Annotated in this window: 15 protein-coding genes; 8 read left to right on the top strand and 7 right to left on the bottom strand. The window is 74.7% G+C overall.

All coding sequences use genetic code 11. The features are described 5' to 3' along the window. Positions 1 to 220 precede the first annotated feature (220 nt). Positions 221 to 613, top strand: a complete 393-nt coding sequence (locus MTR79_RS21965) for an ankyrin repeat domain-containing protein (protein WP_048458111.1) — start codon at positions 221 to 223, stop codon at positions 611 to 613. Positions 614 to 914: 301 nt separating this feature from the next. Continuing rightward, positions 915 to 2,333, top strand: coding sequence for a HEAT repeat domain-containing protein (locus MTR79_RS21960; RefSeq protein WP_244791834.1), 1,419 nt, complete (start codon positions 915 to 917; stop codon positions 2,331 to 2,333). A gap of 175 nt (positions 2,334 to 2,508) precedes the next feature. Here the strand turns inward: MTR79_RS21960 and MTR79_RS21955 are convergent, their stop codons facing one another. Genes MTR79_RS21955 through MTR79_RS21935 form a run of 5 tightly spaced genes read right to left on the bottom strand, consistent with a single transcriptional unit; the run spans position 2,509 to position 6,970 of the window. After that, complete coding sequence (locus tag MTR79_RS21955; RefSeq protein WP_244791833.1) at positions 2,509 to 3,387, bottom strand: biotin-dependent carboxyltransferase family protein; 879 nt, start codon at positions 3,385 to 3,387, stop codon at positions 2,509 to 2,511. After that, a complete protein-coding gene (locus tag MTR79_RS21950) occupies positions 3,384 to 4,013 on the bottom strand; it encodes an allophanate hydrolase subunit 1 (protein ID WP_189365428.1) in 630 nt (209 codons plus the stop codon). The genes MTR79_RS21955 and MTR79_RS21950 overlap by 4 nt, the downstream gene beginning before the upstream one ends. Then, a complete protein-coding gene (locus MTR79_RS21945) occupies positions 4,010 to 4,768 on the bottom strand; it encodes a 5-oxoprolinase subunit PxpA (RefSeq protein ID WP_189365427.1) in 759 nt (252 codons plus the stop codon). Before MTR79_RS21945 ends, MTR79_RS21950 begins: the two co-directional genes overlap by 4 nt. Positions 4,769 to 4,802: 34 nt before the next feature. Further along, a complete protein-coding gene (locus MTR79_RS21940; RefSeq protein ID WP_181383148.1) occupies positions 4,803 to 5,651 on the bottom strand; it encodes a putative hydro-lyase in 849 nt (282 codons plus the stop codon). Continuing rightward, the gene (locus tag MTR79_RS21935; protein ID WP_244791832.1) at positions 5,648 to 6,970 is read right to left on the bottom strand and encodes an MFS transporter; all 1,323 of its coding nucleotides are present in this window, start codon (positions 6,968 to 6,970) and stop codon (positions 5,648 to 5,650) included. The genes MTR79_RS21940 and MTR79_RS21935 overlap by 4 nt, the downstream gene beginning before the upstream one ends. Positions 6,971 to 7,104: 134 nt before the next feature. On the opposite strand from MTR79_RS21935, the gene MTR79_RS21930 reads away from it, so the two are divergent. The 4 genes from MTR79_RS21930 to MTR79_RS21915 all read left to right on the top strand — a co-directional run bounded on the left by MTR79_RS21930 (position 7,105) and on the right by MTR79_RS21915 (position 15,068). Continuing rightward, positions 7,105 to 7,800 carry a GntR family transcriptional regulator gene (locus tag MTR79_RS21930; RefSeq protein WP_114873233.1) on the top strand — a complete coding sequence of 232 codons (696 nt, stop codon included), beginning with the start codon at positions 7,105 to 7,107 and terminating at the stop codon, positions 7,798 to 7,800. A 103-nt stretch (positions 7,801 to 7,903) separates the two neighbouring features. Next, positions 7,904 to 9,430 carry a hypothetical protein gene (locus MTR79_RS21925; RefSeq protein ID WP_189365425.1) on the top strand — a complete coding sequence of 509 codons (1,527 nt, stop codon included), beginning with the start codon at positions 7,904 to 7,906 and terminating at the stop codon, positions 9,428 to 9,430. 97 nt (positions 9,431 to 9,527) lie between these two features. Further along, the gene (locus MTR79_RS21920) at positions 9,528 to 10,409 is read left to right on the top strand and encodes a hypothetical protein (RefSeq protein WP_244791831.1); all 882 of its coding nucleotides are present in this window, start codon (positions 9,528 to 9,530) and stop codon (positions 10,407 to 10,409) included. A 33-nt stretch (positions 10,410 to 10,442) separates the two neighbouring features. Then, the gene (locus tag MTR79_RS21915; protein ID WP_244791830.1) at positions 10,443 to 15,068 is read left to right on the top strand and encodes a hypothetical protein; all 4,626 of its coding nucleotides are present in this window, start codon (positions 10,443 to 10,445) and stop codon (positions 15,066 to 15,068) included. Between the two features lie 422 nt (positions 15,069 to 15,490). Here MTR79_RS21915 and MTR79_RS21910 read toward each other — a convergent pair whose 3' ends face one another. Then, on the bottom strand, positions 15,491 to 16,285 hold the full coding sequence (locus tag MTR79_RS21910) for an IclR family transcriptional regulator (RefSeq protein WP_244791829.1): 795 nt from the start codon (positions 16,283 to 16,285) through the stop codon (positions 15,491 to 15,493). Between the two features lie 87 nt (positions 16,286 to 16,372). Beyond that, positions 16,373 to 16,918, bottom strand: coding sequence for a hypothetical protein (locus MTR79_RS21905; protein WP_244791828.1), 546 nt, complete (start codon positions 16,916 to 16,918; stop codon positions 16,373 to 16,375). 416 nt (positions 16,919 to 17,334) lie between these two features. Between MTR79_RS21905 and MTR79_RS21900 the strand changes: the two genes are divergently transcribed. Further along, positions 17,335 to 20,247: a nitrate- and nitrite sensing domain-containing protein gene (locus tag MTR79_RS21900; RefSeq protein ID WP_244791827.1), complete on the top strand. Its 2,913-nt coding sequence runs from the start codon at positions 17,335 to 17,337 to the stop codon at positions 20,245 to 20,247. Continuing rightward, positions 20,244 to 20,675 carry a roadblock/LC7 domain-containing protein gene (locus tag MTR79_RS21895; RefSeq protein ID WP_006136686.1) on the top strand — a complete coding sequence of 144 codons (432 nt, stop codon included), beginning with the start codon at positions 20,244 to 20,246 and terminating at the stop codon, positions 20,673 to 20,675. Before MTR79_RS21900 ends, MTR79_RS21895 begins: the two co-directional genes overlap by 4 nt. Position 20,676: the final 1 nt, after the last annotated feature.

Below are 20,676 nucleotides of genomic sequence, written 5' to 3'. Positions count from 1 at the left end.
ACTTCCCTGATCACAGAATGTATCTATACGATAAAAGGTGCAACTGGGTGGATATCCTCCCTGAACGCCGCGCGGTGTCCGCGGTGATCATTACCTCGGCCGTGTCGGCTCATGTGCCGCCCGAGCCAGTACCCTGGCGATTCACCCGTACGGCTGCCCCACGTGCAGACGTACGCCCTGTTCCCGATGCGTTACCCGTGCAGTGAGAGGCGGTCCGGCGATGAGTGAAGCCCCCGACCCCGAGGTCGTGGAGCTCGCGACCAAGATCTTCGACCTGGCCCGGCGCGGCCGCACCGAGGAACTCGTGGCCTACGTCGACGCGGGCGTCCCCGCCGACCTCACCAACGACCGCGGCGACTCCCTCGTGATGCTCGCCGCCTACCACGGCCACGCCGAGGCGGTGCGCGCCCTGCTCGCCCGCGGCGCCGAGGCCGACCGCGTCAACGACCGCGGTCAGACGCCACTCGCGGGAGCGGTCTTCAAGGGCGGGACCGACGTCGTCAAGGCCCTCCTCGAGGGCGGCGCCGACCCCTCCGCGGGCACCCCGTCGGCCGTCGACACGGCCAGGATGTTCGCCCGCACGGAGCTGCTCGAACTGTTCTTCAAGAGCTGAGCGGACTCCGCTCCGACCAGCGACGACACGGAAAACGGGGGAGGCGGTACAAGGCCGCCGAAATACGGTCGCGGTAGATGTGACCGCCGGGTCATCATGACGACGTGATTCACGGACGCGATGGCTGGGCAGGTGTTGCCGCACCGCGCGGGCCGTGACGCGGTCCGCATGGGCCACCGACGAGAGGCAGAGAGAGATGGTCTACAACAAGCAGGAAACGGCGGGCGCCCCGACGTGTTGTCACGCGGCCAGGTAATCCACACTCCCGGTTGCGTCGACGCTTGATGTGAGGCTGTTTCCCATGTTCGATCCGGTCATAGCGCCCAGCGGTACGCTGCTCGGCCTGCTCCAGCGGGGCCGCGGCGACGGCACACTGCACGCGCTCACCGCACCGCGCTCCGAGGCGCTCGCGGCGCTGAACCACTGCGTGCTGCGCGACCCGCGCCACGACTGGCAGGTGGAGAACCGCTCCCTGTACTACGCCCGCCTCCACCTCGACCTGCACGGCGGACTCGAGGCGATCGAGGCGCACCTCTTCGACCCCGAGGACGTCCTCGACACCGACGAGTCACGCACCGGGCTCGCCCTCGCCGTCCTGGGCCACCTCGCCTCCTACGGCAGGCAGGACGCCCTGCACCTGTTGCGCAGGTACGCCGCCCAGGGCAGCAACTGGGCCTGGGCCCTCGACGAACTCGCCCTGCGCGACGACGACGCCGGCCTGCGCTCCCTCGCCGCCCCGGTGCTCGCGCGCTTCTCCACCGACGCCGAGGGCGAGGCCGAACTGGCCGCCACCGTGCGGGACGCCTTCGAGCCCCGTCCCTGGCGGCTGTGGGCCGACGATCCGCGGCCCGCCGTCGCCACGCGCGTACGTGCCGCCCAGGAGGCCAGCTCCTTCGACCGCTGGCAGCGGCAGATGCGGCCCGCGGGGCCACGCCCCGGCTGGAGCGTCCAGGCCGTGTTCGACTGGGCCCAGCAGGGCATGGACCGCGGCGCCGCCCTTCATGTGCCGGCCGCCCGCTGCCTCTCCGCCGTGGCGGGGCCCGAGGACCGCCCGGAGATCGTCCGGGCCGCCCGGGACGGCTCCGACGGAGCCCGCTGTACGGCTCTGCGCCATCTCGCCGACACCGTCGATCCCGACGCCCTCGACCTGATCGAGGCCGCCGCGACCGACGGCTCGACGGCCGTCGTGGACGCCGCCGTCGACGCCTTCGAGCGCATGCGCAGTGTGGCTGCCGTGGACCGGGCGCGGCGCTGGGCCCGGCGGCCCGACGCGCTCGGCGAGGCCGCCGCCCGTGTCCTCGCCTGCCGGGGCGGCACACGCGACCGCGACCTGGTCCTCGGGGCCCTCCGTGAGGCCGTACGGGGTGAAGGCCCCGACGCGACGACCCTGTGGACCCTCGTCGACGGCGCCGGACGCCTCGGCATCGTCTGTGCCGCACCCGTCCTGCGGCACATCTACCGCGAGACCGCCTCCTCCCACCTCCGCGGCCGCGCCGCCCGCGCCCTCGCCGCCACCGACCCGTCCTTCCCCACGGGCTTCGCCGTCGAATGTCTCTGGGACTGTGAGGAGACCACCCGCGAGATCGCGGCCCGCCACGCCGAGACGGGCGACACGCGCGTGGTGGACCGCCTCCGCCGCCTGGCCGCCGATCCGGCGGAGGAGGCGGAGGTCCAGACAGCGGTCCGCAGCAGGATCGGCCCCGAAGGCACGGCCGTATGACCCGGGGCTCCGCCCCGGACCCCGCTCCTCAAGCGCCGGAAGGGCTGAATCGGCGCCTGGGAGGGCTGCGAGCAGCCCGTCCGGCGTCCGAGGACGAGGCCCGCCAGGGCCGACAGGGGGTCCGGGGCGCAGCCCCGGGAACGGGACGGGAAGGGACGGCGGGGGCGAGGAAACCTCAGAAACCCCCACGCCCCCGCGCCGCGACGAACCGCACGGCCGTGCCCGGCCGAGCCTGCGCCGCCGCAGGCAGATCATCCGCGTGCACCACGCCGATCACCGGATAGCCCCCGGTCGTCGGATGATCGGCAAGAAAGATCACCGGCGTCCCCGCCGGCGGCACCTGTACCGCCCCCAGCACCATCCCCTCACTCGGCAGCTCCTCCCCCCGCGCCCGCTCCAGCTCCGGCCCCGTCGTCCGCAACCCGATCCGATTGCTCGCCGGCGAGACACGGAACACCCCGGACAGGAACCGCCGCACCGCCCCGGCCGTGAACCAGTCGACCCGAGGACCGAGGAAGACCCGCAGCACCAGCTCGGACGGCGGCCCCGCCTGCGGAGCCACGTCCACGCGCGCCTGCACCCCCGCCGGCGCCCCGAGCGGCAGCACCGCCCCGTCCGTCAGCGGCGCCGGCCCCAGCCCGGACAACAGGTCCGTGGACCGGCTCCCGAGCACCGGTTCGACGGCCACCCCGCCGGACACGGCCACGTAGGCCCGTACCCCGAGCTCCGCGGGCCCGACGTCCAGCACGGCCCCCGCCCGCACCCGCACCGGCCCGCCCCACGCCGCAGGCCGGCCGTCCACCCTCACCCGGCACGGCGCCCCGGTCACCGCCACCGTCACGGCCGACCGCGGCCGCAGGGAACAGCCGTCGAGGGTGGTCTCCAGAACGGCCGCGTCCGGGCCGTTGCCCACCAGGCGGTTGGCGAGCGCGGCGGCGGGACCGTCCAGCGCGCCGGAGCGGGGGACGCCCAAGTGGGCGTGACCCGGCCGGCCACGGTCCTGCACGGTCGTCAGGGCGCCCGCCCGGACGACGGAGAGCGCGCGGTCCGTCATGTCGCCGGTCCCGTCGAGGCCACCGGGACGAACCGCACGCGCGTGCCGGGCGACAGCAGCGCCGCGGGCTCCCGGGTGTGGTCCCACAGCACGACGTCCGTGGTGCCGATGAGCTGCCACCCGCCGGGGGAGGAGCGCGGGTAGACGCCCGTGTACGGCCCGGCGAGGGCCACCGAGCCCGCCGGGACGGACGTACGCGGGGTGGAGCGCCGGGGGACCTCGCGGCCGGCGGGGAGGCCCGTGAGGTAGCCGAAGCCGGGAGCGAAGCCGCAGAAGGCCACGCGGAACTCGGCGTCCGCGTGGATCCGCGCCACCTCGGCCGCGCCGACACCCCAGTGCGCCGCCACGTCGGCCAGGTCCGGACCGTCGTACCGCACCGGGATCTCGACCGTCTCGGCCGCGCGGGGCGGCACGTGCGGCACCGGACGTGAAGCCAGTTCGGCGGCCAGGCGGGCGGGGTCGGGCAGGCCGTCGAGCAGCACCGTGCGCGCGGCCGGGACGATCTCACGGGCCGTCAGGGATCCTTCCGCGCGGCGGCGCAGCAGGGCCGCGTGGAGCGCCTGCGCCTCCTCGCCCGAGGCGACCTCGACGAGCAGCGCGTCCGCGCCGACGGGCAGCGTCCTCATACGAACGCCTCCACGCGGACCCCGGACGCCTCCAGCGCGTCCCGCACCTGCCGCGCCAGGTCCACCGCGCCCGGCGTGTCGCCGTGCAGGCACAGGGAGCGGGCCCTCATCTCGATGCGCCGCCCCGAGAGCGCCACGACCTCGCCGTTGCGGGCCAGGTCCACCGAACGCTCCAGGACCGCCCCCGGGTCGGTGACCAGGGCGCCCTCCTGACCGCGCGCCACCAGCGTGCCCTCATCGGTGTACGCGCGGTCCGCGAACGCCTCCTCGACCGCCGGGAGCCCCGCCTTCGCCGCGAGCTCCAGCAGCCGGGAGCCGGGCAGTCCGAGCACGGGCAGCGCGGGGCCGGCGAGAACCACCCCGTCGACCACCGCGCGCGCCTGCTCCTCGTCGCGCACCACCCGGTTGTAGAGCGCGCCGTGCGGCTTGACGTACGCGACGCGGGTCCCCGCCGCGCGGGCGAACACCTCGAGGGCGCCGATCTGGTACGCCACCTCGGCCGTCAGCTCGGCGGGCGGCACGTCCATCGCCCGCCGGCCGAACCCGGCCAGGTCCCGGTAGGAGACCTGGGCGCCGATCCGCACCCCGCGCGCGGCGGCGAGTTCGCACACCCGGCGCATGGTGGGGGCGTCCCCCGCGTGGAAGCCGCAGGCGACGTTGGCGCTGGTCACCACCGACAGCAGCCGCTCGTCATCGGTGAGCGTCCAGTGGCCGAAGCCCTCGCCGAGGTCGGCGTTCAGATCGATCGAGGTCATGGATCCTTCGTTTCTGTGCTGGTGAGGGCACCGGTCAGAGCACGCGGAACTGCTCGTCCCGGGCGTCGCCGACGAACATCCGGCCCGGTGCGTGGGTGAGGGCGAACGGCGGCCGGGACGCCATGACCGCGGCCTGCGGGGTCACCCCGCAGGCCCAGAACACCGGGATGTCGTCCGGTTCCGGCTCCACGCGGTCGCCGAAGTCGGGGCGGTCCAGGTCGTCGACGCCGAGCGCGGACGGGTCGCCGCAGTGCACCGGGGCGCCGTGCACGGCGGGCATCAGCCCGCTCTCCCGGATGGCGGCGTCGAGGTGCTCCGGCGGCACCGGGCGCATCGACACCACCATCGGGCCGCTCAGCCGCCCCGCCGGACGGCACTGCCACGTCGTCCGGTACATCGGGACGTTCCGGCCCTGCTCGACGTGGCGCAGCGGCACCCCGGCCGCCGCGAGCGCCCATTCGAAGGTGAAGCTGCAACCGATGAGGAACGACACCAGGTCGTCCCGCCAGTACGCCCGTACGTCCGTCGGCTCGTCCACCAGCTCGCCGTCCTCCCACACCCGGTAGCGCGGCAGATCGGTGCGCAGGTCGGCGTCGGAGGCGAGCACGGTGGACGTCGAACCGGCGTCGGTGACGTCGAGGAGGGGGCACGCGCGCGGATTGCGCTGGCAGAACAGCAGCATGTCGTACGCCCAGTCGGCGGGCACGGAGACCAGGTTGGCCTGGGCGTACCCGGCGGCCACGCCTGCCGTGGGGATCGCGAGGCCCTCCCGGAATCGGGCGCGGGCCGTCCGCGGGCTCCACGCGCGCGTGGTGTCGTCGGCGAGAACCACGGGGCGGTCGTCCACGGCGGTGCGGGCGCCGTCGTCGGAGGGGGTGGTCACTCCAGCTCCTTCCCGCGCGTCTCCGGCAGTCCGAGCAGCGCCAGCGCGGCCAGGCCGTAGCCGATCGCGCCGAAGACCAGGGCACCGCCGACGCCCCAGCTGTCGGCGAGGAAGCCGACGGTGGTGGGGAAGACGGCGCCGACGGCGCGGCCGGTGTTGTAGGTGAAGCCCTGCCCGGTGCCGCGCACGGCCGTCGGGTAGAGCTCGCTCAGGTAGGAGCCGAAGCCGCTGAAGATGGCCGACATGCAGAACCCGAGCGGGAAGCCGAGCACCAGGACCAGGGTGTTCGCGCCGCTGGGGATGTTCGTGTACGCGACGATGCACACCGCCGACAGCAGGGCGAACAGCCAGATGTTGCGCCGGCGGCCCAGCAGGTCGGTGAGATAACCGCCCGTCAGATAGCCGAGGAACGCGCCCGAGATGAGAAAGGTCAGATAGCCGCCGGTGCCCACGACCGACAGGTCGCGCTCGGACTTGAGGTACGTCGGCACCCAGGTGGCGAGGGTGTAGTAACCGCCCTGGACGCCGGTGGAGAGCAGCACCGCGAACAGGGTGGTGCGCAGCAGCCCGGGGGAGCCCGCACGGGACGGCCGGAAGATCGCCGCGAACGACCCCTTGCTCGCGCTCTCCTCGCGCGCGGCGGCCGCCTCCGGCGCGTCCTGCACACTGCGCCGCACCCACACGACGAGCAGCGCGGGCAGCGCGCCGGTCCAGAACATCACACGCCAGGCCAGGTCGCCGTCGACCAGTGAGAAGACCGCCGTGTAGACGATCACGGCCAGCCCCCAGCCGACGGCCCAGGCGCTCTGCACCGCGCCGAGGGTGCGGCCCCGGTGCTTGGCGCCGGCGTACTCGGCGACCAGGATCGCGCCGACCGCCCACTCGCCGCCGAAACCGAGGCCCTGGAGGGCGCGGAAAACGAGCAGCGTCTCGTAGTTGGGGGCGAAGCCGCAGGCCACGGTGAACACCCCGTAGGTGATCACGGTCAGGAGCAGCGCCTTGACCCGGCCGACGCGGTCCGCGAGGACGCCCGCGAGGGCGCCGCCGACCGCCGAGACGATCAGGGTCACGGTGGTCAGCAGCCCGGTCTGTCCACTGTTCAGGCCGAAGTAGGCGGACAGCGCCACCATCGTCAGCGGCAGCGTGAAGTAGTCGTACGAGTCCAGGCCATAGCCGCCGAAAGCGCCGCCGAAGGCGCGCTGGCCGCGCGGGCCGAGTGCGCGCAGCCAGCCGAACGCCCCGTCCTCGGAGGGGAGTTCGGGCTTGACGGGGCGTGGGGTTCCGGTCAGCGCGCTCGACGGTGGAGGGGTCGTGCTCATGGGCACCTCGCAGAAGGGGACGGCGGTGCAAGGAAGGAGTGAGCCGTGCCAGTGCCTCAGCAAGGTAGAGGATCGTTGAACGATCCTTCAATACCCATGTTGTCTCATCCTTCCGTGTGCGCTTGAATTCCGGCATGGCAGAGCGGATGAGCGGACTGGCCGACGACCGTGCCCTGTTGGGCAGGACCAGCACCGCCGAGCGTGTCGCGGACATCCTCAGGAGCCGCATCGCCGAGGGCTTCTTCCCACCCGGCACCCGGCTCTCGGAGGACAGCATCGGCGGCGCCCTCGGGGTCTCCCGCAACACGCTGCGCGAGGCGTTCCGGCTGCTCACGCACGAACGGCTGCTCGTCCACGAGCTCAACCGGGGCGTGTTCGTGCGGGTGCTGACCGTCGAGGACGTCGAGGACATCTACCGCACCCGCAGGCTCGTCGAGTGCGCCGTCGTGCGGGGGCTCGGTGAGCCGCCCTACGCCCTGGACGGGCTCGCCGGGGCGGTCGCGGAGGGGCGGCGGGCGGCCCGCGAAGGTGACTGGAAAGCGGTGGGCACGGCCAACATCCACTTCCACCAGGAACTGGTCGCCCTCGCCTCCGGCGAGCGCACCGCCGAGCTCATGCGCAGAGTCTTCGCCGAACTCCGGCTCGCCTTCCACGCGGTGGACGAGCCGCAGCGGCTGCACGAACCGTACATCGCGCGAAATGTCGAGATCCTCCAGGCTCTTGAGGCGGGTGACCGGGACACGGCCGAACGCCTGCTCGCCGCCTACCTCGACGTGTCGCTGGAACGGGTGGGGGAGGTCTACCGGCGCCGGGTCGGCGACGGGGACTAGGCCGTACGGAGACCGGTCCTCGACAGGGGTCCGCAGGTCACGGCGCCGGGGCGCAACTGCCTCGTTTGGGCCGTTGTCGGACCGAGGACCTAGTCTGTGCACCGTGACTTCGCCTGCATCGACGGACAGCGTTCCGCCCCAGCTCAGCGCGGGGCCGCGCCCCGCGCCGGGCCCGGCCGCCGACGAAGGGCTGGCGCGGCGGCTGCGCGCGCTCGCGTGCACCGCGCCGCTGCACGACCTGGACACCCGCAAGGCCAATCTCGCGGGCGAGTACTCGGTGTACGGCATGGCGGAGATCGCGCTCGCCGCCATCGACCTGGTCACGCTCAACATGGACTTCGACACCGGCGCCGACCACGAACAGATCGTCGCCCGGCTCCTCCCGCGCGTCGCGGCCCAGGCCCCCGGGCGTCCCGCCGCCGAGCACGAGCGGGTGGCCCGCTGGGTCCTGGAGAACCTGATCAACGTCGGCAGCGTCGACCGCGGCTTCCGCGCGGTGTACGGCGTCTTCGGCCCGGACGGCACCTACGTCCGCCGCGACTACGACTTCAAGCTGATCGAGGAGGTCCCGGGCCCCGGCGGCACGGTGTACCTGCGCACCACCGACGAAGCGGTCAACGTCCTGGTCGGCGCCCTCGACACCGACGTCACCAGCGCCCAGATCGCCGCCGAGGTCAAGCTCGAGGTGCTGATCAGCCGGGGCAGGCTCGCCGACGCCCAGATCGCCGCCGAGCAGGCCCGCTACCGCACGGTGCAGTACTCCGAGACCCTGCGCCGCGCCCTGGAGGCCACCCGGCGCAACGTCCGCGCGGTGGACTGGCTCGGCGCCGTACCCGACATGATCGCCGAGGCCCTCGACCACGTGGCCGACCGCTACCGCCACGAGAACGCCATCCTCACCAACATCCGCAAGGCCCGTGACGAGTCCGAGGACCCCGAGCACAAGCGCCGCGCCGCCGAGCTGGTGGACATCGTCAAGGACTGCATCCGGCGCCACACCCAGCTCCAGTCCCGGCTCCTGGAGGCAGGCCCGCTGTTCCGCGCCGAGCAGGACCGGCAGGCCTTCGCCACGCCCGCCGCGGCCGCCGGCACCGACCTCTACGGCCAGCTCCTCGCCCCGCTGCTGCCGCTCCCCGTGGAGCGGGCGTCCCGGGTCACCGACGCGTTCTTCGCCCACGGCACCGGGCTGCGCACGCCCGTCTCCGTCCGGGTCGCCGACCTCGTCGACATCCTGCTGACGCCGCCCGTGGAGCGCGAACACCTCGGCGCCGAGATGCCCGAGCCGGACCTCATCGCCACGCCCGACGACAGCCGCTTCAGCGAGGAGCAGCTCGCGGCCGCCACCGAACTGCTCGACCTACCGGCCGACGCGCCCCGCCGGCTGTCCGGGCTGCTCGCCGAGGCCCGCCGCAAGGACCCCGAGCTGCCCTACCTGGTGGCCCTGCTGGCCGTCCACGCCGCCAGCCCGCCCGTCGGCACGGCCTACCGCCAGGGCGAGCGGAAGCTGCTGTTCGCCGTGGACGACGGCGCCGAGCTCGACGACCCGGAGTTCGGCGGCGCCGACCTCATCGTGGGCACGGCCCTGCTGGACGCGGCGGGCATGGCGGCGGACCGCACGGAGGCGGCATGACCGCGACACCGGCACCTCGCGCCCGCGCCTCCCGCCTCCGCAGCCCCCACGGCCGCACCCCACGCACCGACCACGCCCGCACCGAGGAGCCCCGACCGTGACCGAGCACGCCGACTGGAGCGAGCCGGAGCCCGCGGCGACGCCGGCCAGCACCGCCGTCACGCCCGCCGACGCCGCCGACGCGGCCCGGCTCGTCGCCTTCGGCCTCCAGCCCAAGCTCCAGCCCGCCCGTGACCAGGAGTACGCCGACCTGCTGCGCCGCTACCGCGAGGACCCGCCGTTCGCGCGGCTCGCCGACGCCGTCGCCACCGGTCTCGGGCTGATCGTGCTTGAGGTCTCCCCGCGCGCAGGCATGGCCGTCACCGCCGCCGAGGACTCCGTGTTCGCCGTCCGCATGGGCGACTACGCCCGCCGCGCCTCCGCCGACGGCGGCGACCGCTTCCTGCACGGCCTCGCCCACCTCGCCGTCGCCGCCATGGCCTTCCCCCGTCCCGAGGACCTCGCCGACGACGGCTACATCGGACGCGTCACGGTCAACGGCGTCGACGCCTTCGTCCGCCAGGCCTGCCACCGCCTGGAGGCGCGGGCCGCCGAACAGGGCGAGAACACCGATCCGGCCACCGACGCCCCCGGACTCGAGGCCGCGTGGCGGATCTGGTCCCGGCGCAGCGCCACCGGCGCCACCAAGGACGCCCGCCGCCTGGCCGGATCCACCACCGGCATCGTCGCCAAGGCCGTCTCCTTCCTCACCGACTCCGGCTTCCTCCAGCGCACCGGCGACGACAACGGCGGCACCTACCGCACCACCGCCCGCTACCAGCTCCAGGTCCGCGACATGGCCGGCAGCGCCGCCATGGCCGAACTGCTCGAACTCGGCGTCGTCCCCGTCACCGACGGCACCCCCACCCTGCTGCCTCCCGAGGACGGCGACGACCTCGACCTGGTGGCCGACGCCGGCCTGCCCTTCCACTCCGCCTGACCCCCACCCCACGAAGCCTCACGAGAGTCCGCCATGTACGAGCTGTCCCGGGTCCGCCTCTACTCCATCGGACCGGCCGGCGCACGCTACGCCGACACCGTGCTCGACCTGCGCGGCGTCGGCGCCACCGTGCCCGACCCGGCGCCGACGCAGGCGGAGTTCTTCGCGGACGAGCCCGTCGGCCCGCCCCGCCGCCCCGCGCCCGCCGGCGTGCTCTTCCTGGAGAACGGCGGCGGCAAGTCCGTCCTGCTGAAGCTGATCTTCTCCGTGATGCTCCCGGGCCACCGGAACACCCTCGGCGGCGCCAGCTCCGGCGTGCTGCGCAAGTTCCTCCTCGCCGACGACTGCGGCCATGTGGCACTCGAATGGCAGCATGTGCAGACCGGCGAGTGCGTCGTCGTCGGCAAGGTCAGCGAGTGGCGCGGGCGCCAGGTCTCAGGCGACCCGCGGAAGTTCGCCGAGGCCTGGTACTCCTTCCGCCCGGGGCCGGGGCTCAGCCTGGACAATCTCCCCGTCGCCGAGGCCACCACCGTGCGCCCGCCGGTCGAGGGCCAGTCCGGCGCGCGCGGCCGGCGCCGCACCATGAAGGGCTTCCGTGACGCCCTCACCGAGGCGGGCAAGACCTACCCGCACCTGGAGGTGCACTGGGAGGAGATCCACGAGCGCTGGACCGAGCACCTCGGCGACCTCGGGCTCGACCCCGAACTCTTCCGCTACCAGCGGGAGATGAACGCCGACGAGGGTGAGGCGGCCGGTCTCTTCGCGGTGAAGAAGGACTCCGACTTCACCGACCTGCTGCTGCGCGCCGTCACCGACACCCGCGACACCGACGGCCTCGCCGACCTGGTCAGCGGCTTCGGCAACAAGCTCGGCCGGCGCGCCGAACTCATCGCCGAACGCGACTTCACCGCCGGGTCGGTGGACCTGCTCGGCCGGATCGTCGAGGCCACCGACACCCGCACTCGCGCCCGGGAGATCCACGCCTCCGCCGAACGCCGCACCCGTACCCTCGCCCGCCGGCTCTCCGCGCGCGGCGCCCAGGAGCGCGAGCGCGCGGTCGACCTCGCCCACCGCGTCACCGCCGCCGCCCACGCCGTCACCCGGGCCGAGTCCGCCCGCGCGCACAGTGCGTCCGTCTCTGCCGAACTCGCCTACCGGCACGCCTCGCTGGCGCTCGCCGCCGCCGAGAAGTCGGCCGCCGCCCAGAAGCGCGAACTGGCCGACGCGCGCACCCTGCACTCCGCCTGGCAGGCCGCCGAGTCCGTGCTGCGGCACCGCGCCGCCGCCGACCGGGTGGCCAGGGTGTCCGCCGCGATCCAGGAGGCCGAGCGGGACGCCGCCCCGGCCCTCGCCGCCCGCGCCAAGGCCGCCGTCGACCTGGTCCGCGCCCTGCACGCCGCCGCGCGGAACGCCGAGAACCTCGCCAACGAGGAGGAGGAGCGGTCCGCCGCCCTCCAGGAGGCCGGCGACGGCGCCTACCGCGACTCCACCGCCGCCGCCACCGAGGCACAGCGCGCCCGCAGCGAGATCGGCCACCTGCGCCAGCGGCTCGCCGAGGTCGAGCAGGAGACCGCCGAGGCCGTCCGCGCCGGCTGGCTCGACGACAGCGCCCCCGACGCCGACCCGGCCCGCGCCGCCCTCGCGGCCAGCGACGCCGAGAAGACCACCGTCGCCGCCTGGGATACCGCCCGCGAGACCGCCCGACGGGCCACCGAACACGCCCGCGAGGCGGCCGCCGCCGAGAGCCGCGCCGAGCTCACCGCCGCCCGCGCCGCCGACGCGGCCACCGCCGCCGAGCGCGCCCACGAGGGCGAGCGCCGCACCGCCGAGGGCCTCGCCGCCGAGCAGCGGTTCGCTGAGCTGCTCAGCCTGCCCGGCGTCTCCGGCAAGCGCCGGACCGCCGTACCCGGCCAGCGCACGGACTCCGACGGCGGGGCCGACGGCCCGCGCGAGGGCGGGCTGACCGCGGACGAACTCGACCGGTTCGCCGACGAGTTGCGCGAGCTGCTCGACGACGCCGTGTCCTCCGCCGAGCGCCAGCTGTTCGAGCTGCGCACCGCCGCCGCGGACGACGCCCGCATCCTCGGCGCCCTCGGCGACGGCGGACTGCTGCCGCCGGGCCCGGACGTGCTGGCCACCGTCGAGTTCCTCGGCGAGCACGGCATCCCCGCCCTCCCCGGGTGGCGCTACCTCGCCCAGGCCGTCGACCCCGCCGACCACGCGCGCGTGCTGGCCGCCCGCCCCGAGCTGGTCGACGGTGTCGTCATCACCGACCCCGACTCCCACGTCCGCGCCCGTGAGGCGCTGAGCGACGCCGCCCTGCTGCCCCGGTCCGCAGTCGCCGTCGGCACGGCCGCCGCGCTGCTCGCGCCCACGCCCGCGTCCGGCTCCGGCGACGTCTTCCTCGTACCGCCGAACCCGGCCATGCACGACGAGCACGCCGCCGACGAGGAGCGGCAGGCGCTGCGCGCCCGCGCCGCCGAGCGGGACGAGGAGATCCGCGCCCTCGCCGCCCGGCTCGGCAAGGACCGCGAACTCGCCGCTCGGCTCGCCTCCTGGCGCACCGGCTGCCCCGCCGGACGCCTCGCCGAACTGGCCGTGGCGGCCGAGCAGGCACGGGCGTTCGCCGAGGAGGCCGAGGCCGAGCTGGCCGAGGCGCGCAGCCTGCGGGCGGAGGCCGAGGAAGCGGCCGCCGAGGCGGTCCGGGTCCGGGACGAACGGCAGGAGGCCGCCCAGAGAGCCCGGCGCGCAGCCGACGCCCTCGCCGGACTCGCCTTCCGGCTGCGGGAACGCGCCGGCTGGCAGGCCAAGCTGCGCGAACTGGCCGACGACGCGGCCGAGGCGGAGGCCCGCGCCCAGTCCTGCCTGGAACGCGCCCGCGCCGCCGACGAGGACCGGCGCGCCGCCCAGCGCGCCGCCGACGACGCCCGGCGCACCGCCCGCACCCTGCGCGCCGAGCGCTCCGAGATCGCCGGCGCCCCCGACGACGTGCCCGAGGACGGCGACGGCGCCCCGCAGGCGTCCCTGCCCGCCCTGCGGGAGGCCTACCGCGCCGCGTCCCAGGTGTACGAGAAGGTCGGCGTCGGCGCCGACCTGCGTGCCGAGCAGGCCCGCGCGGAGAGCGACGAGAGCGCCGCCCGCGCCGAGCTGGACCGGCTCAGCAACAAGGTCCGCACCCGCGCCGAGCAGCTGCTCCAGTCGCCCGACGGCTCCGACGGACCCAGCCGGCAGGCGGCCGCCGCCCGCGCCGAGGAGCTGGTGCAGCTCCTGGAGACGCGTATGTCCGGCGCGAGCGAGCGGCTCGGCCGCCTCCGCGGCGAGGCCGAGCGCCTCGCCCCCGCCGACGGCGGGGCGCACACGGAGCTTCCCGAGGAGCTGGTCCCGCGCGACGCCGAGCACGCCCAGGCTCTCCTGCGCACGGCCACCGGCGAACTCGCCACCCGCGAGGAGGAGTTGAGTCAGGCCCGGGAGGCGCACGCCGAGCTGCTCGCCGCCCACCGGGCCGCCGAGGACGCGGCCGGAGGCTTCGACGAGATCGCCGCGATGCTCCGCGACCTGCTGCGCGAGCACGCCGCCGAGGAGGAGCAGGAGCGGCCCGGGGCGTACCCCGGCGACCTGGACGACGCACGGCGGTCCGCCGCCGAGGCGCGCCGCTCGCTGCGCGGCTGCGCCGCCGACCTGTCCGCCGCCGAGGCCGCCGTGCGCGAGGCGAGCGACGTGCTGGTGCGGCACGCCAACTCCACCCGCTACGAGCAGGTTCGCACGCCCGCCCGCCAGCAGATCCGCGAACTGCCCGCCTCCGCGCTGCCGGAGCACGCCAAGAAGTGGGCCGACGCCTTCGCCCCCCGGCTGCGGGTGCTCACCGACGAGCTGGAGCAGCTGGAGCGCAACCGCGACTCGATCGTGGACCGGCTGCGCGGTCTGGTCGAGTCCGCCCTCGCCACCCTGCGCTCCGCCCAGCGGCTGTCCCGGCTCCCCGAAGGGCTGGGGGAGTGGTCGGGACAGGAGTTCCTGCGCATCCGCTTCGAGGAGCCCGACCAGGCCACGCTTACCGAGCGCCTCGGCGAGGTCGTCGACGAGGCCACCCGCGCGGCCGTCAAGAAGAACTCCGACCTGCGGCGCGACGGCATGTCCCTGCTGCTGCGCGGCGTCGCCGCCGCACTGCGGCCCAAGGGCGTGGCGGTCGAGATCCTCAAGCCCGACGCGGTACTGCGCGCCGAGCGGGTGCCGGTCGGGCAGATGGGCGACGTGTTCTCCGGCGGCCAGCTGCTCACCGCGGCCATCGCCCTGTACTGCACGATGGCGGCGCTGCGCTCCAACGACCGGGGGCGCGACAAGCAACGGCACGCCGGCACGCTGTTCCTCGACAACCCCATCGGACGGGCGAACGCGACCTATCTGCTGGAGCTCCAGCGGGCGGTCGCCGACGCGCTCGGCGTCCAGCTGCTGTACACCACGGGACTGTTCGACACCACGGCTCTGGCGGAATTCCCGCTGGTCATCCGGCTCCGTAACGACGCCGACCTGCGGGCCGGCCTGAAGTACATCAGCGTGGAGGAGCACCTCCGCCCGGGCCTGCCCCAGCCGGATCCGGGCCAGGAAACGCACAGCGAGATCACGGCGACACGGATGTTCAAGCGACCTGCGGCGACGGCCTGAGGATGGCGTGGAACGCCCGGCGGCGCCTTGCCCGCCGGGCGTCCCGGCCACGGGGACGGACGCGCCACGCCCGCCCCGCGAAGGGAGCCGCGCCTCGAAGTCGAGGGCAGGCGCCGGAACCTGTGATCGTCCCGCGCGCGGTCGCGCGGGCGGCGCTGTGCGTGAGGCGGGCCCTGGCCCGCTGAGGCGTACCCGGCCCCGCCGGTTGCCGACCGGCCGTCGGCCTCGACGTCACGGCCCGGGACTCCGTCCCGACGCCCGTCGTTCGGCTCGCGGACTCCCCGCCCACGCCGGCGGGACTCGGTCCCGACGCCCCGTCGTCCGGCTCGGGGACGCCGTCACCCAGGCCGGTTCGCCCGGTCTGCCCTCCACGGGTGCCGGCCGCACGGGCTGCCCTCGTCGCCCGCGCCGCAGGCCCCCGCCTAGGACCCGTACCCCATCCTCCGCGACAGCTCGTCCGCCGCTGCGGCAGTCCTGGCCCCCAGCACGGGGACCTGGTCCGGGGTCATCCGGAACACCGGGCCCGAGACGCTGATCGCGGCGATCACCGCGCCGTCGTGCGCGCGGACCGGGGCCGCGACGGCGACAAGGCCCAGTTCCAGCTCCTCGCGCGTCGCCGCGTACCCCTGCTCGGGCACCCGCGCCAGCTCGGAACGCAGCATGGACGCGTCCGTGACGGTGTGTTCGGTGAACCGGCGCAGCGGGCGGGCCAGTTGCTCCTCGCGGCGCCCGGGCGTCATATGGGCGAGAAACACCTTGCCGCTGGAAGTCGCGTGCAGCGCCGTGCGCCGGCCCAGCCAGTCCTGTGCCGTCACCGCGGCCGTGCCGCGCGCCTGCATGATGTTGACGGCCGCGTCCTCGTCCAGTACCGCGGCGTTGACCGTCTCGCCCAGCCCGTCGGCGAGGTCCCGGCAGACGGGGACGGCCTCCTGCGAGACGTCCAGCCGCACGGCCGCCGCGCCCGCGAGGCGCAGCACACCGGCGCCGAGGTGGTACTTGCCGCGATCGCCGGCCTGCCCGACCAGGCCGCGGTTCTCCAGGACGCCCAGCAGCCGGAACGCGGTGGAGCGGTGCACGCCCATCTCGTCGGCGATCTCCGTGACGCCCGCCTCGCCGCGCCGGGCGAGGATCTCCAGCACCGTCACCGCCCGGTCCACGGACTGCACGGCGCCGCTCGCGCTCTTCCCCTGCTCCTCGCGGCGTCCCGCACGGGTCATGGCCGGCCCTCATTCATCCGTACACCCGGTGCACCGCGCCCGCCGGGCCGTGCGTCGTACGGGACGCCACCCTACCGACGGCGGGTGTTACGGGTGCGACAGCTGTCCGGCGCCGCCCCGCCGGCGTATGCGGGCCCGCTCGCGTCCGGCGGCGCGCTGCGCCCGGCGAGCCTGGCGCCGCTCCCGGCGCAGTGCCCGGGCCGTGCTGCTGGGCGTGGACACCACGCCGTGCCGCTGGTTCCACACCTGGCGGGTCACCCATACGTCGAGCACCGCCCAGGTGGCCGCGATCGTGCTGACGACGCTGCTGATGACCATCGGGAAGGCGAGCCAGGACCCGGCCAGCGTGCACAGCAGGGCCACCATGGCCTGGATCAGCGTCACCGCGATGATCAGCACCGCCCGCACCGCGGCCGTCCGTACCGGGTCGGGCAGCCTGCGCCGCCTGGCCGGCTCCTCCACCCACAGCGGCCGGTACGCCGCCCGGACCTCGGCCACCTCCAGGGCGGGTCCGCCGTCCGCCCGCCGCCCGGCCGCGTCCGACGTGCGCGTGGCCGGCGCGGCCTGCTGCCGCGTCGCCTCCCGCGCCGCCGTGCCGTCGCCGGCCGTCTCACGCCGTTCCGCCGTGCCCATCACCCGTGTCACTCCCCACCGCCGCCAGCCCGCTGCTGCTGTCCGAAGACCCGGCTCCCCATTGGCTGCCCGGGTTGCGCTGTTTTACGCCGCCCAGGTGCGGGACACGGCTCCTGTGGCCGATTCCGCCCCCATGTCCCGCAGGTAAGGACGCCTGGGGACTCGTGAAGATTCCCGGTCGGGAAAGATTCAGGCCAACCACCCTGTGAAACCCGGGAGAAAGGGCCGGGGAACCCGTCCCGGATTCGGGGAGGCAATCTCCCGCAATGGCCGGACAACTCCGCCTGAACCGACCGTGTGCCGGAATCGAACCCTCCGGCCGGGTCTTCGAGTTGCCCCCGGGGCGGTAGTAGGCTCGCGCCGTTTGTTGACGCACATGTGCCCCCGGTCGCCCGGGGGCCGAGCTGGGGGAGGCCATGCGCTTTCGCGGGAAGTCCATCCGCCGGAAGATCGTGGCGCTGCTCCTCGTGCCGCTGGTGTCCCTGACCACGCTCTGGGCCTTCACCACCGTGATCACGAGCCGTGAGGCAAGCCACCTGTTCGACGTGTCGTCGGTGATGGAGGAGGTCGGCTACCCCGTCGAGGACACCGTCCGCGTGCTCCAGCAGGAGCGGCGCCAGACCCTCGTCCATCTCGCCGACCCCCGCGCCTCCGACGGCCTCACGGCCCTCAAGGCGAGCCGTTCCGCCACGGACAGGGCCGTGGCCGCCGTCCGCAGGAGCGCGTCCGGCAGCGGCGTGCGCGAGGCCATGCACGGCAGTTCCGACAAACTCGACGCCGCCCTCGACTCGTTCGAGGGCATCGAGTCCCTCCGCCGCAGCGTCGACGACGGCACCGTCGACCGCCGCCAGGCGCTCGACCTCTACAACCGCCTCGTCGACCCCTGCTACGTGCTGCTGTCCGACCTGCACGTGGTCGAGGACGTCGGCCTCGACAAGCAGTACCGCGCCCTGGTGAACCTCTCCCGCGCCCGCGAACTGCTCTCCCGCGAGGACGCCCTGCTCGGCTCCGCCCTGATCGTCGGCAAGCTGGCCCCCACCGAGGTGCGGGACGTCTCCGACCTGATGGCCCAGCGCACCCTGCTGTACGGGACCGCCCTGCCGCAGCTCCCCGCGGACGAGCGCGACCGCTACGAGACCTTCTGGGGCAACGCCACGACCGCGCCTCTGCGGGTCGGCGAGCAGGCCGCCGTCTTCGCCGAGGACGGCGAGCCCCGCGGCGTCACCGCCAAGAGCTGGGACACCGCCGCCGGCAAGGTGCTCGACGAACTCGGCGCCCTCAACGACCAGGCGACCGACCGCTACCAGGAGCGCGTCCGGCCCGTCGCCATGGGCGTCATCACCAAGGCCGTCGCCGCCGGTGTGCTGGGGCTCGCCGCCCTGCTGTTCTCCCTGTACCTCTCCGTGCGCGTCGGCCGGAAACTCATCCGCGACCTCAGGCAGCTGCGCCTGGAGGCCCATGAGGCCTCCGGTGTGCGGCTGCCCAGCGTGATGCGCCGCCTCTCGGCCGGCGAACAGGTCGACGTCGAGACCGAGGTCCCGCGCCTCGAGTACGACAAGAACGAGATCGGCGAGGTCGGCCAGGCCCTCAACACCCTGCAGCGCGCCGCCGTCGAGGCCGCCGTCAAGCAGGCCGAACTGCGCTCGGGCGTCTCCGAGGTGTTCGTCAACCTCGCCCGCCGCAGCCAGGTGCTGCTGCACAAGCAGCTCACCCTGCTCGACGCGATGGAGCGCCGTACCGACGACACCGAGGAACTCGCGGACCTGTTCCGGCTGGACCACCTGACCACCCGTATGCGCCGGCACGCCGAGGGTCTGGTCATCCTCTCCGGCGCCGCCCCCTCCCGGCAGTGGCGCAAGCCCGTCCAGCTCATGGACGTCGTACGGGCCGCCGTCGCCGAGGTCGAGGACTACGAGCGCATCGAGGTCCGCCGGCTCCCCAGGGTCGCCGTCACCGGTCCCGCGGTCGCCGACCTCACCCACCTGGTGGCCGAACTGCTGGAGAACGCCACGGTGTTCTCCCCGCCGCACACCGCCGTCCAGGTCGTCGGCGAGCGCGTCGGCAACGGCTTCACCCTGGAGATCCACGACCGGGGCCTCGGCATGGCCGCCGACGCGCTGCTCGACGCCAACCTGCGGCTCGCGGAGACACCGGAGTTCGAGCTGTCCGACACCGACCGGCTCGGCCTGTTCGTCGTCAGCCGGCTCGCCCAGCGGCAGAACGTCCGCGTCTCCCTCCAGCCCTCCCCGTACGGCGGCACCACGGCCGTCGTCTTCATCCCGGACGCACTGCTCACCGACGACGTGCCCGACACCAACGGCGTCGGATTCCGCCTCGACCGCCCGCACCGTACGGAGAAGGAGCCGGCGGACGGCCGCCGCGCCGCGCTCTCCCAGATGCCCGTCGCCCTGCCGGGACTGCCCGCCTCCGTGCTGGACGGGCCGGTCGAACTCGAGGCGCCCGTCGACCTGGACGCCCTCGACGGCTTCCCCACCCTGGACGACGAGGACGGCGGCCTGTTCCGGCCCCGCCGCTCCCACCAGGACGACGAGCGGCCCGGCCGCGACACCGCACGGCACGAGACCGCCGGCGACGACCGGGACAAGGCCGGCGAGCGGGGAAGCGGACCTGTGCCGCTCACCCGCCGGTCGACCCCCAAGCTGGTCAGCTCCCACGGCCGCCCGGTCCGCGACCAGCGGGTCCGCGGCGGACGGACCGACGACGACACCGCCGCCCCGCACACCCGCCCCGGCTCGGACGAGCCCCCTCCGCTGCCGTCCCGGCGCCGCGGCGACACCGGCCGCCGGGCCATCGGCCGCGTCGGCGCCGAACCCGTGTCGGAGCTCCCCGCGCGCGACAAGGAGCAGCCGGCCGCGGAGACACCGCCGCCCCTGCCCAGCCGTCGCCGCACCACCGGACCCGCCCGCACCGCCGACGGCCCCGAGGAACCGAACACCGCCCCGGCGCCCGGCCCTCCGCCCGCGGGCCCGGCGTCCGGCTCCCCCGGCCGCCGCCCCGCTACCACGCCCGGCGGCCCCGACGACTCCTCTCCGGTCACCGACGACACGGACACCGGCACACCGCAGCCCGACGGCGCGGCACTGCCCCGGCGCGTGCGGCAGGCCAGCCTGGCCCCGCAGCTCAAGCGCGAGGCCGCGACCCGGAAGACCGACCGGGCCCGGCCCGCCGAACGGGACGCGGACGAAGTACGCAGCCGCATGGCCTCGCTCCAGCGCGGCTGGCAGCGCGGCCGGGAGGAGAACGCCGCGGGCGACGATGCCGGCAGCGGCACAGCACCACGACGAAGGACTAAGGGGGACGGTCGATGACCGAACCGAGCGCCACCGGCCACACGAACGACAAGGGGGAGCTGAACTGGCTCCTCGACGACCTGGTGGACCGCGTCGCCAGCATCCGCAAGGCGATCGTGCTCTCCGGCGACGGCCTGCCCACAGGGGCGTCCAAGGACCTCACCCGGGAGGACAGCGAGCACCTGGCCGCCGTCGCCTCCGGCTTCCACAGCCTCGCCAAGGGCGTGGGGCGCCACTTCGAGGCCGGTGAGGTCCGCCAGACCGTCGTCGAGCTCGACGAGGCGTTCCTGTTCGTCACCGCCGCCGGGGACGGCAGCTGCCTCGCGGTCCTCGCGGACGCCGACTCCGACGTCGGCCAGGTGGCCTACGAGATGACCCTCCTGGTGAAGCGGGTCGGCGTGCACCTGGGCGCCGCGCCACGCACCGATCTGCCCTCGGGTGGGTAGT

This window comes from Streptomyces sp. BJ20 (genome assembly GCF_022869105.1).
Classification (GTDB): Bacteria; Actinomycetota; Actinomycetes; order Streptomycetales; family Streptomycetaceae; genus Streptomyces; species Streptomyces griseoincarnatus.
This window is presented reverse-complemented; position numbering and strand designations above follow the sequence as displayed.